At 37.6% G+C, this 12,119-nt stretch carries 15 protein-coding genes and 2 tRNA genes; all 17 read left to right on the top strand.

Features of this window, described 5'->3' with window-relative positions:
* The first annotated feature begins 98 nt into the window (after window positions 1-98).
* Window positions 99-1,481, top strand: coding sequence for a protoporphyrinogen oxidase (hemG, locus tag G6Q10_RS01615; protein ID WP_163652201.1), 1,383 nt, complete (start codon window positions 99-101; stop codon window positions 1,479-1,481).
* A 1-nt stretch (window position 1,482) separates the two neighbouring features.
* The gene (gene acpS / locus G6Q10_RS01620; protein ID WP_163652203.1) at window positions 1,483-1,851 is read left to right on the top strand and encodes a holo-ACP synthase; all 369 of its coding nucleotides are present in this window, start codon (window positions 1,483-1,485) and stop codon (window positions 1,849-1,851) included.
* Window positions 1,852-1,855: 4 nt separating this feature from the next.
* Complete coding sequence (alr, locus tag G6Q10_RS01625) at window positions 1,856-2,992, top strand: alanine racemase (protein WP_163652205.1); 1,137 nt, start codon at window positions 1,856-1,858, stop codon at window positions 2,990-2,992.
* A gap of 145 nt (window positions 2,993-3,137) precedes the next feature.
* Window positions 3,138-3,416 (top strand): CopG family ribbon-helix-helix protein, encoded by a 279-nt coding sequence (locus G6Q10_RS01630; RefSeq protein WP_163652207.1) that lies wholly within the window; start codon window positions 3,138-3,140, stop codon window positions 3,414-3,416.
* A 4-nt stretch (window positions 3,417-3,420) separates the two neighbouring features.
* The gene (locus G6Q10_RS01635) at window positions 3,421-3,765 is read left to right on the top strand and encodes a type II toxin-antitoxin system PemK/MazF family toxin (RefSeq protein WP_163652209.1); all 345 of its coding nucleotides are present in this window, start codon (window positions 3,421-3,423) and stop codon (window positions 3,763-3,765) included.
* Between the two features lie 274 nt (window positions 3,766-4,039).
* Window positions 4,040-4,876 (top strand): STAS domain-containing protein, encoded by an 837-nt coding sequence (locus G6Q10_RS01640; protein ID WP_163652211.1) that lies wholly within the window; start codon window positions 4,040-4,042, stop codon window positions 4,874-4,876.
* Between the two features lie 4 nt (window positions 4,877-4,880).
* Window positions 4,881-5,237, top strand: coding sequence for an STAS domain-containing protein (locus G6Q10_RS01645; RefSeq protein ID WP_163652213.1), 357 nt, complete (start codon window positions 4,881-4,883; stop codon window positions 5,235-5,237).
* A gap of 2 nt (window positions 5,238-5,239) precedes the next feature.
* Window positions 5,240-5,650, top strand: a complete 411-nt coding sequence (locus G6Q10_RS01650; RefSeq protein ID WP_163652215.1) for an anti-sigma regulatory factor — start codon at window positions 5,240-5,242, stop codon at window positions 5,648-5,650.
* A 15-nt stretch (window positions 5,651-5,665) separates the two neighbouring features.
* Complete coding sequence (locus G6Q10_RS01655) at window positions 5,666-6,673, top strand: PP2C family protein-serine/threonine phosphatase (protein WP_163652217.1); 1,008 nt, start codon at window positions 5,666-5,668, stop codon at window positions 6,671-6,673.
* Window positions 6,674-6,735: 62 nt separating this feature from the next.
* Window positions 6,736-7,077: an STAS domain-containing protein gene (locus G6Q10_RS01660; protein WP_163652219.1), complete on the top strand. Its 342-nt coding sequence runs from the start codon at window positions 6,736-6,738 to the stop codon at window positions 7,075-7,077.
* The gene (rsbW, locus tag G6Q10_RS01665; RefSeq protein ID WP_163652221.1) at window positions 7,061-7,534 is read left to right on the top strand and encodes an anti-sigma B factor RsbW; all 474 of its coding nucleotides are present in this window, start codon (window positions 7,061-7,063) and stop codon (window positions 7,532-7,534) included. The genes G6Q10_RS01660 and rsbW overlap by 17 nt, the downstream gene beginning before the upstream one ends.
* Window positions 7,512-8,291 carry an RNA polymerase sigma factor SigB gene (sigB, locus tag G6Q10_RS01670; RefSeq protein ID WP_163652223.1) on the top strand — a complete coding sequence of 260 codons (780 nt, stop codon included), beginning with the start codon at window positions 7,512-7,514 and terminating at the stop codon, window positions 8,289-8,291. The genes rsbW and sigB overlap by 23 nt, the downstream gene beginning before the upstream one ends.
* 2 nt (window positions 8,292-8,293) lie before the next feature.
* Complete coding sequence (locus G6Q10_RS01675) at window positions 8,294-8,911, top strand: SpoIIE family protein phosphatase (RefSeq protein ID WP_163652225.1); 618 nt, start codon at window positions 8,294-8,296, stop codon at window positions 8,909-8,911.
* 160 nt (window positions 8,912-9,071) lie between these two features.
* Window positions 9,072-11,201 carry a Tex family protein gene (locus G6Q10_RS01680; RefSeq protein WP_163652227.1) on the top strand — a complete coding sequence of 710 codons (2,130 nt, stop codon included), beginning with the start codon at window positions 9,072-9,074 and terminating at the stop codon, window positions 11,199-11,201.
* Window positions 11,194-11,658 (top strand): SprT family protein, encoded by a 465-nt coding sequence (locus G6Q10_RS01685; protein WP_163652229.1) that lies wholly within the window; start codon window positions 11,194-11,196, stop codon window positions 11,656-11,658. Before G6Q10_RS01680 ends, G6Q10_RS01685 begins: the two co-directional genes overlap by 8 nt.
* Before the next feature lie 95 nt (window positions 11,659-11,753).
* Window positions 11,754-11,826, top strand: a tRNA-Asn gene (locus G6Q10_RS01690).
* 8 nt (window positions 11,827-11,834) lie between these two features.
* Window positions 11,835-11,922: transfer RNA gene (locus tag G6Q10_RS01695), tRNA-Ser, on the top strand.
* Window positions 11,923-12,119 lie beyond the last annotated feature (197 nt).

Below are 12,119 nucleotides of genomic sequence, written 5' to 3' on the forward strand. Positions count from 1 at the left end.
AACACTAGATTTATGTTATTTGTTTACAGTTTTTTATATGAAAACATACGCGAATATATGCTAAAATAAAGACAACTAAAAACGAGGTGATAGAAAATATGAAACGCATCATGATTATCGGTGGTGGCTTGTCTGGTCTTGCTGCCGCTTATACTTTGGAAAAAGCAGCTTCTAATCAATTGAAGTGGGACCTTTATGAAAGTCATTCTTCATTTGGTGGGAAATTTGAAACAGTGAAGCGTGAAGGCTTTATTGTTGAAAAAGGACCAGATTCATTTTTGGCAAGGAAACCTGCTGGACTAGCCCTTATTGAAGAATTGGGCTTAACCGATAAATTAATTGTCAATGCAACTGGCCAATCGTTTGTCTATCACGAAAAGCAGCTTCATCCTATCCCAGAAGGTTCTGTTATGGGGATTCCTACTGATGAAGCTGCGCTTTTAAAGAGTACATTAATCTCTGAAATTGGAAAAAAACGAGCATTAATGGAGGCAACCCTTCCTTATCAAAGTAAAGATGAAGATCAATCACTTGGCGAATTTTTTGAGGCGCGATTTGGTTCTGAGCTTGTTAAATGCTTGATTGAACCACTTCTTTCAGGAATTTATGCTGGGGATATTTTTCAAATGAGTTTGCGTGCTACCTTTCCGCAATTTGAGCAAGCCATTGAGAAAGCAGGAAGTTTGATGAAAGGACTTAAAGTTCCTCAAAATAGCAATATGAATACGACAAATACAAAAAATACAATTGGTGCTTTCCGAACGCTAGAAGGTGGTTTTTCTGAACTACCAGCAGCCCTTGTGTCTGCTTTACCTAAAGAGCATCTTCATTCTGCAAAAAAAGCAAAAAAGATTACTAAAAAAGGTTCAAGTTATAGTATAAGTTTCACTGATGGTACGAAGGAAGAAGCGGATTATGTGCTTGTTGCTGCAACACATGATACACTCATTGAATTAACGGATGAAAAGACAGCAGCCCCTTTTGTAAACCAACCACTTACAACACTTGCCACCATTTCTCTTGCTTACGATCGCCAAGCTGATTTACCTGAAGGAACAGGTTATCTAGTTGCTAGAACAAAACCATATAAGACAACGGCCTGTACTTGGGTAGCAAAGAAATGGCCGCATATGGTTCCAAAAGATAAAATGTTACTTCGAGGTTTCATCGGCAAAATGGGCGAAGATGAAATTAGTGGGCATTCAGATGATACGTTAATTGATTTTGTAATTCAAGACTATAAGGAAATGATGGGGCTTACGGATGTACCTTTATTTGCAGAAGTTAGCCGAATGGCGCATGCAATGCCTACATATAAGGTGGGGCATAAAGAGAGACTTTTAGCGCTTACAGATAATTTGCGGGCGAATTATCCAGGTGTTTATTTTGCTGGTATGAGCTATGTAGGGATAGGAATTCCTGATTGTATTGATCTCGCACAAAATCAAGCAAGACAAATTATTAACGAGGTGGAAAATTGACATGATCAAAGGTATTGGTCTTGATATGATTGATATTGACCGGATTCGCCGAGCTGTGACAAATAATCCACGCTTTGTTGAACGAATTTTAACAGAGAAAGAGCAATTGTTATATCATAAATATACCGGACAGCGTCAAATGGAATTCCTAGCTGGACGATTTGCCGTAAAAGAAGCGTATGCAAAAGCAAACGGTACTGGACTTGGAGCACATCTTAGCTTTCTTGACATTGAAGTTTTACAGTTAAAAGGTGGTCGCCCCATTTTGTTAAAACCAGACCTTGCTGATGAAAACATCTTTCTCAGTATTACACATACTGAATACTCAGTAGCTGCTCAAGTTATTATTGAACATAAGGAAAAGAGGTAACAAGATGGTTGTCGGTTGGCACCGTGATACATGGATTGAAGTCGATTTAACAAGGATTAAAAAAAATATTCAAAATGAACAAAAACGCTTACCAGAAAACACGTCGATTTGGGCCGTTGTTAAAGCGAATGCCTATGGACATGGAATCATTGAAGTAGCAAAAGCTGCAAAAGAAGCAGGAGCTACAGGTTTTTGCGTTGCTATTTTAGATGAAGCATTGGCGTTAAGAGAAAATGGTTTTCTTGACATGCCGATTTTAGTATTAGGAGCAGTAAGAAAAGAAGACGTAGCGCTTGCTGCAAAATTTCAAATTTCAATTACGCTATTTGATCTTAACTGGCTAGAGGACTTAGTGTTTGACGGAAATTTAAATATCCATTTAAAAGTGGATACGGGAATGGGCCGACTTGGCGTGCGATCAAAAGAAGAGGTAGTAAAAGCTATCCATCAAGTAAAAAATGATCATCGTTTATCGTTAGAAGGAATCTTTACTCATTTTGCTACAGCTGATCAAAAAGATATGAGCTATTTCAATAAACAGATACAACGGTTTGATGAAATTTTGCAAACGTTAGATAAAAAACCACGTTATGTTCATGTAGCTAATTCAGCTGATAGTCTACTTCATGAGCATTTGGAATGTAATGTTGTACGGTTTGGCATTGCAATGTATGGCTTAACTCCCTCCACCGAAATTGCAGATATATTGCCGTTTAAACTCGCGCCAGCTTTATCGCTTTATACCAAAATGGTTCAAGTCAAAAAGTTAAAAAAAGGTGATCACGTTAGCTACGGGGCTACTTATACGGCAAAAAATGAAGAATGGATAGCCACACTTCCAATTGGCTATGCAGATGGAATTATTCGTCACTATTCAGGCTTTCATGTCTTAATAAACGGCATAAAAGCAGAAATTATCGGACGTGTTTGCATGGATCAAATAACGATTAGGTTGCCCTATGAATTCCCAGTTGGAACGGTAGTAACTATAATTGGGGAGAGTAGCGGAGTTCAAGTAAGTGCAGATGACATAGCAGACCATTTAAATACGATCAATTATGAAGTGATATGTATGCTAAGTGAACGTTTAAAGCGTATCTATCAGACTTCCGAACAAAAAGATGAATTTCATCCCATTTAACTAGATATAGGACGAAAGCTTGTGCTTATTCTTAGGACTAATAGCTAAAAAATAGAAAAATTAAAGGAAATTACTTTTCTTCAAGCGCTTGGAGTGGTACGATGGTATTGTTATAAACATGTATGCAGCTTTGGGGGTGCCAAACGTGTTAGAGAGAGAATGTGAAACAGAAATCTCAGTTACGTTAACTGAGGAACTCATGCAAGAACTAGATTCAGTCGTAAAAAAAGAAAAAGTGGGGCGAAGCGAAGTGATTAGAGAAGCTACGAAACAGTTTATCGAACAAAAAAAAGCACGTGAGCTACGTGACGAAATGGAAAAGGGATATACTGAAATGGCAACGATTAACTTTGCTATTTCTAGTGAATGCACGCATGTTGAAGCGGAAGCAGAAACAAAAAGTATGGAAATATTAGGAGGTTAGGCAGTTGGTGAAGCGTGGTGATGTTTACTACGCGGATCTTTCCCCCGTGGTCGGGAGCGAGCAAGGGGGAATACGGCCTGTTCTCATCATTCAGAATGATATTGGCAATCGGTTTAGTCCAACCGTTGTTGTAGCTGCAATTACTGCAAAGATTCAAAAAGCAAAGTTGCCAACTCATGTTGAAGCTACCAAAAAAAATGGATTTGATCGGGATTCCGTTATTTTACTTGAACAAATCCGAACCATTGATAAGCAACGTTTAACGGATAAGATTACCCATCTGGACGATGAGCTAATGGAAAAGGTAAATAAAGCAGTCGAAATAAGTCTTGGTGTAGTGGAATTTTGACCAAATCCAATTAGTCCCCATCGTAATAAAATAGGATGATGAAAGCAGGGCAAATGATTCGCGCAGCAAGACAAATGTTTATTCTAAGCTTGACAAGTTTTAGGGTATTATATTACATAAGAAATAATTCAATGTCTGAAATACCTGACATAGGAAACACAAACAAACTGCATATTATCGCAGTAAAATGTTTCCTATGCCAGGTTTTTTCAAAAAGTAGCTAGCTCCTCTAAGAAACATAAGAGTTTATCAGGAAAGGTTGAGAAAATAAATAATGTATAACAACTTTGCAAAGTTCATTCGTCAAAACGATACGGTTTTATTAGAAGAATGGATGGAAGAAATGAAGCAGCAAACCGATCCGCGTATTGTCGATATCACAAAAGAAGAGATGTATGAAGAAACAAGTAAAGAGTTTATTGACCTACTTGTTTCAAACGTTACAGAAGCAAGCAGTATGTTTTTTGAAAAGCTTGATAATTATGCCGAAAAGATCGTAAGTATTAATTGGCCTGTTCATTTTGTTACAATTGGGCTTAAAGTTTTCGGTCTGCTTGTTTACAAAAAAATACGTGGACAAGAAAATTTTTTAAAGTATGAAGAAGATCTAGAAAAAGATGGTTATTATCTCTTTGGAAATTGGCTTTCTTCGATGTATAATCAAATTATAACAGCTTATGCAACCACCTTTGAAAAAACAGTGGACATCCAAAAAACAGCACTTCAAGAACTTTCAGCACCGCTTTTACCTATTTTCGACAAAATATCAGTAATGCCTCTTATAGGTACAATTGATACTGAACGAGCCAAGCTAATTATCGAAAATTTACTCATGGGCGTTGTAAAAAATCGTTCTGAAGTTGTTTTGATTGATATAACAGGTGTACCCGTTGTCGATACAATGGTTGCACATCATATTATTCAGGCCGCAGAAGCCGCTCGTCTTGTCGGGTGTCAAGCCATGCTTGTAGGAATTCGACCAGAAATTGCGCAAACTATCGTGGCACTTGGAATCGAGCTTAATCAGATCATTACAACAAACACAATAAAAAAAGGGATAGAGCGCGCACTAGCTTTAACAAATAGAGAGATCATTGAAAAAGAGGAGTGAGACTGTGGGGATTCCAATACTTAAATTAGGTGAATGTTTATTAATTTCGATCCAAAGTGAATTGGATGATCATACAGCAATTGAATTTCAAGAAGATCTGCTAGCTAAAATCCATGAAACCACAGCCAGAGGAGTAGTTATTGATATTACGTCTATTGACTTTATTGATTCATTTATTGCAAAAATCCTAGGTGATGTTGTCAGCATGTCTAGATTGATGGGCGCAAAGGTTGTCGTCACTGGGATCCAACCAGCAGTAGCCATTACATTAATTGAGTTAGGTATAGTCTTTGAAGGTGTGCTATCAGCAATGGATTTAGAAAGTGGCCTTGAAAAATTGAAACAGGAATTGGGGGAATAAAGATGGAATTCCAATCCTGTGTAAAAATTATAAATGAATGGGATATTGTAGCTGCAAGACAAATTGGAAGAAAATTTTCAAAGGAAATAGGTTTTGGTACAGTAGATCAGGCAAGAATTACAACTGCAATTAGCGAACTTGCGCGAAATATTTTTCTTTATGCTGGAAGTGGTGAGATTTGTATTTCACGCATTTCGGAATCAAGAAAAACAGGCTTAGAAATTACCGCAAAAGATAGTGGTCCAGGAATTTTAGACATTCGCAAAGTTATGCAAGATGGCTATACAACATCAGGAGGGCTAGGAGCTGGTCTTCCTGGTGTAAAGCGTTTAATGGATAGTTTCGATATTGAATCTAAGGCAGACGGGGAAAGTAAGGGAACCGTCATCAAAGCAATTAAGTGGGTTCGGTAGGGGGAACTGCATTCAATGGAAAAGAAGAATTTTGCTAGAAAATATAAAAAAATTCTGTTTGAATATTTAAAGCATCAAGACGAAGAGATTCTTTATAGCTGTGAAAAATTAACAAAAGAAGCAATGGAAGATAAAATTCCACCAGAAGAAATTATCAATATTCACCGATCTGCCTTAGAAGATTATGATACAGAATTGTCAAATTATGTCAAAAAGTCATTCGATGTGTTACTGGAAACAATGGTTGGTTACGGGTTAGCCTATCTTGAACACATTAGCCTTAGAAGTGAGCAAAAGAAGCTACAAAATGAAATTGCCCAAGCAGAAACAATGCAAAAAACACTAATGGAATCAGAAACACCGCACCGTGAAGATGTAGAGTTTGGTGTTGTTAGTATTGCGGCTAGACAAATGAGTGGTGATTATTACAGTTTCATCGAAGACACAAAAACAGGGATTGGCATCGCACTAGCTGATGTAATTGGTAAAGGAATCCCAGCAGCATTTAGTACATCGATGATAAAATATGCACTAACTGGCCTAGATGAAAAAGAGCGAACACCTTCTATTGTTTTAAAAGAACTAAACAAAGTCGTGGAAGAAAATATCAACGATAGCATGTTCATTACGATGTTTTACGGCTTGTATCATGATGACACACATCTTTTTGAATTTGGATCAGCAGGCCATGAAGTAGGGCTTTACTATCAGGCAAACGAACAATCCTTCTCTGATCTTTATGCAAGAGGGCTTCCACTTGGCATAGATCGCGAAACAAGCTATCGCAGCTTTGAAAAAAGTGTTCAACCAGGAGATATGATTGTTATTATGTCTGATGGCGTAACCGAAGCACGGACGGAACAAGGCTTCATTGAACGAGAAGTATTAATTGATTTATTCACAAAAAATTTGAGCTTAAATACGCAAGCAATGGTAGAAGAAGTCTACAACCAACTTCTTAAAATGCAGAATTTCACATTGCATGATGATTTTACTTTAATTTGTATCAAGCGAACGAAATAAGGTTTGAAAAAAATAAAATTGGGTAAAGAGCCTTAGTATACCGAAATTGATGGGGTGAAATAATGAATATCGATATTAAGATTAACGAACAAGATGAAAAGCACGTAGAAGCCTTCATTAGGGGTGAAATAGACGCCTATACAGCACCTAAACTAAAAGAAAATCTTGAAAAATATCAAGAAGAAAAAGATTTTGAACTACGTGTTGATTTAGCTGACGTCGGTTACATGGATTCTACCGGTCTAGGTGTATTTGTTGGCATGTATAAATGCCTTCGTGCAAATAACAGTGAACTTATTTTAGTCGGATTACCAGAACGTTTATACCGTCTTTTTGAAATCACTGGACTATCAGATATTATTGAAATCAAAAAAGAGGGTGAAGCGAATGGCAACAATGTGTGACAAAATTGAATTAACGTTACCTGCCAAGCCAGAATATGTTAAGTTAGGAAGATTGGCGCTTTCCGGAATTGCGAGTCAAGCAGGTTTTTCTTATGAAGCTATTGAAGACTTAAAAATTGCCGTAAGTGAAGCCATTACTAATTCTGTTAAACATGCTTTTAAAGAAACCGGTGAAGGTGAAATAAAAGTAGAGTTTAAGATATATCAAGATAAGATTGATGTCATTGTTACCGATCGCGGAGAAAGTTTTGATTTTGAAGCTAAGCGTGACGAAATTGGACCATATGAAGTGAGTGAAGAGCACGAAGTTTTGCGCATTGGTGGTTTAGGACTGTTTTTAATTGAAACATTAATGGATGACGTAAAGTTTTATCATAAAAAAGGTGTTTCCGTTGTAATGACCAAATATATCAATGAGAAGCAGGTGGAGGAGAATGCAGAGAGTGTCTCAACCTGATAAGGACGCTAAAGAAAAAGTATATGAGTGGATTAAAGCTTATCAAGAAGATGGTGACGAACAAGCGCAATATGAACTCGTTGTTCACTATAAGAATTTAGTTGAATCAATTGCTCGCAAGTATTCCCAAGGTAAATCTTTTCATGAAGATTTAGTGCAAGTGGGAAATATCGGTTTGCTTGGCGCGATTAGACGTTACGATGCAACATTTGGTAAAAGTTTTGAGGCTTTTGCTGTTCCAACAATCGTTGGTGAAATTAAGCGTTTTTTGCGCGATAAAACATGGAGTGTTCATGTGCCAAGACGTATTAAAGAACTTGGCCCTAAAATAAAAAACGCTGTTGAAGAACTCACACGAGAACTCCAAAGCTCACCACAAATTAGTGATATCGCAAATCATATTGGTGCAACAGAAGAGGAAGTTCTTGAAGCAATGGAAATGGGGAAAAGTTATCAAGCGCTTTCCGTTGACCATTCCATTGAAGCTGATTCTGATGGCAGCACAATCACGTTACTTGATGTTGTTGGAAATGAAGATGATGGCTTTGAACAAGTCAATCAAAGAATGTTACTTGAAAAAGTGCTTCCCGTATTAGACGAACGTGAACAAAAAATATTACAATATACTTTTATTGAAAATAGGAGTCAAAAAGAGACCGGAGCACTTCTTGATATTTCACAAATGCACGTTTCGCGAATTCAACGCCAAGCTATAAAAAAACTGCAGGAAGCACTGCAAAACGAGGAAGTGGAATAAGAATGTCTAAAACAACCAATGATGCTTTTGCTAAAATGGAATTGTTTACTTTTCAAAGAGCGAAAGCTTTGCAAACTTGCTCTGGGGACATGTATTATTTCCATCAATCGAATGATACGTTTTTGTGTGTGATAGCTGATGGGCTTGGAAGCGGTACTGAAGCTAATAAAGCAGCTAAGGCAGCGATTAATGCAATTAAAGAAGCCCCCGAAGAGGACGTTTTAACATTAATGGAACGTGCAAACACAGCCGTTTTTTCTCTTCGCGGGGCAGCTATTGCAGTGGTTAAGTGCGACTTACCTCATGCGCGGATTACTTATAGCGGCATGGGAAATATTCGCTTTTTTGCGCTTGGGCCGTCAGATAAGCTAATCTATCCATTATCAACAAAGGGATATTTATCTGGCGGACCCAAGCGTTTTAAGGTGAAAGAATACCAGTTTCAGTATGATACAAAGTTTTTAATGTATTCTGATGGTTTGGTTCTTGAACATGTACAAACTTATTTAAAGTCATCACTTAGCACAGAGAAGACAGGAAATCTAATCGAACAAACAATCAAAGAAAAACCAAGCGATGATGTTACATTTATTTTAGGAAAATTTCCCAAGGTTACATAAACAAAATCAATCGGCGATAAGCGCTTGTATCTAAGAGATTGGCCAGCCCTCTTAAATACAAACGCTTTCGCTCGATTTGTCATGTTCGAAATGTAGCACCTACGTAAATTCGCATTATGTCCCAAGCTCATCGTTAATTTATAAGGAGGAAGCCACCAGAATGAAAGATGATAAAACAATGCAGCAGATCTATAATCAATTAGCATACCCGAAAAAAAATATTGATGCGGTTATTAAATTAATGGATGAAGGAAATACGGTACCTTTTATCGCACGTTATCGTAAAGAAATGACAGGAAGCTTAGATGAAGTAGCCATTCGGAATATTGAAGAAACCTATCAATATGAGCTTAAATTAGCAACAAGAAAAGAAGAAATCATTCGCTTAATCGCTGAGCAGGAAAAGCTAACTCCTGAATTAGAGGCTAAAATTCGCCAAACAAAAAAGCAACAAACACTAGAAGATATTTACCGGCCATATAAACAAAAGAAGAGAACAAAAGCAACGATCGCTAAGGAAAAAGGACTGGAGCCACTTGCGAATTGGCTCTTTAAATTAGAAAGTGGCAGTCCAGAAATGGAAGCAGAAAAGTTTATTTCAGCTGAAAAAGAAGTAAAAACAGCCGAAGAAGCGCTTCTTTTCGCTCATGAAATTATGGCAGAAAAAATTGGCGATGAAGCAGAATATCGTAAATGGACGCGCGATTTCACACGTAAATTCGGGATGATTCTTTCTACTGCGAAAAAACCCGAAAGTGATGAAAAGAAAGTCTATGAAATGTACTATGATTATCAAGAAATGATCACAAAAATCGCAAGTCACCGCACACTTGCTTTTAACCGCGGTGAAAGAGAAGGGATTTTACGTGTTGGCATTCAAGTGGACACAACTAAAATCTTTGATTATTTCCGCAATCATTTAATTAAAGGAAAAGCAAACGAAGCAAGTTCACGGGTAGAACTCGCTATTCAAGATGCTTACAAGCGTTTTATTGCACCAGCTATTGAGCGTGAAATTCGTGCAGAGTTAACTGAAGTGGCAGAAAATCATGCCATCGAAATTTTTGCAGCAAACCTACGTAAATTGCTCCTACAACCACCGCTTAAAGGAAAAATTATGTTAGGTGTGGATCCCGCTTATCGCACTGGTTGTAAGCTTGCCGTCCTTGATCAAACTGGAAAGGTACTAGAAATTGGTGTTATCTACCCACATTCAGGTCAAACAAAATATCAAATTGAAATCATTGCAATCGGTAATGGTACCGCTTCACGTGAGACTGAAAAATTTGTTGCAGAAGTACTTGCTGAAACAAATGAAAAAGCCTCTTATTGTATTGTGAGCGAAGCAGGTGCAAGCGTTTATTCTGCAAGTGAAGTTGCCCGTGCTGAATTTCCAGATTACCAAGTAGAAGAAAGAAGTGCTGTTTCAATCGGGCGCAGGCTGCAAGATCCTTTGGCTGAACTTGTTAAAATTGATCCGAAATCTGTTGGTGTTGGGCAATATCAACATGATGTGTCACAAAAAAAATTAACAGAAGCACTCACATTTGTAGTTGAAACCGCTGTAAACCAGGTAGGAGTCAATGTGAATACCGCCTCTGCCTCACTTTTACAGTATGTTGCTGGATTGAATAAAACAGTCGCAAATAACATTCGTAAATATCGTGAAGAAAATGGCTCATTTACTTCACGTGGTGAACTAAAAAAAGTACCACGTTTAGGTGCAAAATCGTATGAACAAAGCATCGGCTTCATGCGTATTTTGGAAGGGGAAAACCCACTTGATAAAACAGCCATTCATCCAGAAAGTTATTCCGCCGCCAAACAAATTATCAAAACAGCTGGATCGACTTTAGAATCGATTGGGAGCGATGAGTTAAAAACAGTTTTAAGCGATTTGGATCAAAAGCAATTAGCTGAAACACTAGATATTGGGGTAGAAACATTACAAGATATTATTGCCGATTTGAGCGCTCCAGGACGAGATCTGCGTGAGGAGTTACCTGCACCGTTATTAAAACAAAATGTTATCTCAATGGAAGATTTAAAAACAGGCATGGAATTAGAAGGAACTGTCCGAAATGTCGTTGCCTTTGGTGCATTCGTTGATATCGGTGTGAAACAAGATGGACTCGTTCATATTTCAAAATTAACCTCTTCCTTTGTAAAAAATCCTTTAGACGTCGTATCCGTTGGAGATATTGTAACGGTCTGGGTAGATGAGGTAGATTTAATAAAAAACCGCATTGCGCTAACAATGCTTAACCCATCACAAGATAAAAATGAATAATGACGAATTGCAACAACTAATGGAACAGGTTTCACTTCATTATTTTAAAAAAAAATTTAAACATAAAGCTAGATTTAATGCAAGGTTAAAAACGACAGGCGGCAGATACTTACTTTTAAGCCACGATATTGAAATGAATCCAAGCTATTTAGCTGAATGTGGTTTAGATTACTTTATGAGTATTATGCGCCATGAACTTTGTCATTATCATCTGCATTTGGAGAATAAAGGTTACCGGCATCGTGATCAGGATTTTAAAAAGCTTTTGCAAGAAGTAGATGCACCGCGTTTCTCTAAACCGCTTAAGCGAGAAGTAAAAGTGCAACAATATAGCTGTGAAAAATGTCGGCAAGTTTTTTTAAGAAGAAGGAAGTTTAACGTAGCCAAATATCGTTGTGGAAATTGTGGTGGAAAGTTGAAATATATAGGCGAGTCAAAAGTGAAGATAGGCGAGTAAAAAGAGGAAGAACAGCGATTAAAATTTCTCACTTTTGCTTGCTTTTTCCTTGGAAGCTGATTATAATAGAAATTGCAGTTTAAATGCTCTATTATTCCACAGTAGCTCAGTTGGTAGAGCAATCGGCTGTTAACCGATCGGTCGCAGGTTCGAGTCCTGCCTGTGGAGCTTTATATGGAGAAATACTCAAGTGGCTGAAGAGGCGCCCCTGCTAAGGGTGTAGGTCGTTTACGCGGCGCGAGGGTTCAAATCCCTCTTTCTCCGTTTTAGGAAACACTCAATGTTGTGAATCAACAGGAGTGTTTTTGCTTTGTTAAAGTAAATAACCCAATTCGTACAGAAGTGTATGCTATGAAAAATGCTGGACCTGTATTTTGCTAAGTTAACCATCGTTTTTATAGCGCTATAGAAATCATCAATCATGAAAATGAAGCAGCCCAGTAATGCTAGGTTGTTTTTTT

The sequence above is a fragment of the Listeria sp. PSOL-1 genome (assembly GCF_902806445.1).
In the GTDB taxonomy this organism is placed as follows: domain Bacteria; phylum Bacillota; class Bacilli; order Lactobacillales; family Listeriaceae; genus Listeria.

Coding starts and splice junctions, on each gene's coding strand:
- hemG (WP_163652201.1), top strand. CDS start 99: ATGAAACGCATCATGATTATCGGTGGTGGCTTGTCTGGTCTTGCTGCC.
- acpS (WP_163652203.1), top strand. CDS start 1,483: ATGATCAAAGGTATTGGTCTTGATATGATTGATATTGACCGGATTCGC.
- alr (WP_163652205.1), top strand. CDS start 1,856: ATGGTTGTCGGTTGGCACCGTGATACATGGATTGAAGTCGATTTAACA.
- G6Q10_RS01640 (WP_163652211.1), top strand. CDS start 4,040: ATGTATAACAACTTTGCAAAGTTCATTCGTCAAAACGATACGGTTTTA.
- G6Q10_RS01650 (WP_163652215.1), top strand. CDS start 5,240: ATGGAATTCCAATCCTGTGTAAAAATTATAAATGAATGGGATATTGTA.
- G6Q10_RS01655 (WP_163652217.1), top strand. CDS start 5,666: ATGGAAAAGAAGAATTTTGCTAGAAAATATAAAAAAATTCTGTTTGAA.
- G6Q10_RS01660 (WP_163652219.1), top strand. CDS start 6,736: ATGAATATCGATATTAAGATTAACGAACAAGATGAAAAGCACGTAGAA.
- rsbW (WP_163652221.1), top strand. CDS start 7,061: ATGGCAACAATGTGTGACAAAATTGAATTAACGTTACCTGCCAAGCCA.
- sigB (WP_163652223.1), top strand. CDS start 7,512: ATGCAGAGAGTGTCTCAACCTGATAAGGACGCTAAAGAAAAAGTATAT.
- G6Q10_RS01675 (WP_163652225.1), top strand. CDS start 8,294: ATGTCTAAAACAACCAATGATGCTTTTGCTAAAATGGAATTGTTTACT.
- G6Q10_RS01680 (WP_163652227.1), top strand. CDS start 9,072: ATGAAAGATGATAAAACAATGCAGCAGATCTATAATCAATTAGCATAC.
- G6Q10_RS01685 (WP_163652229.1), top strand. CDS start 11,194: ATGAATAATGACGAATTGCAACAACTAATGGAACAGGTTTCACTTCAT.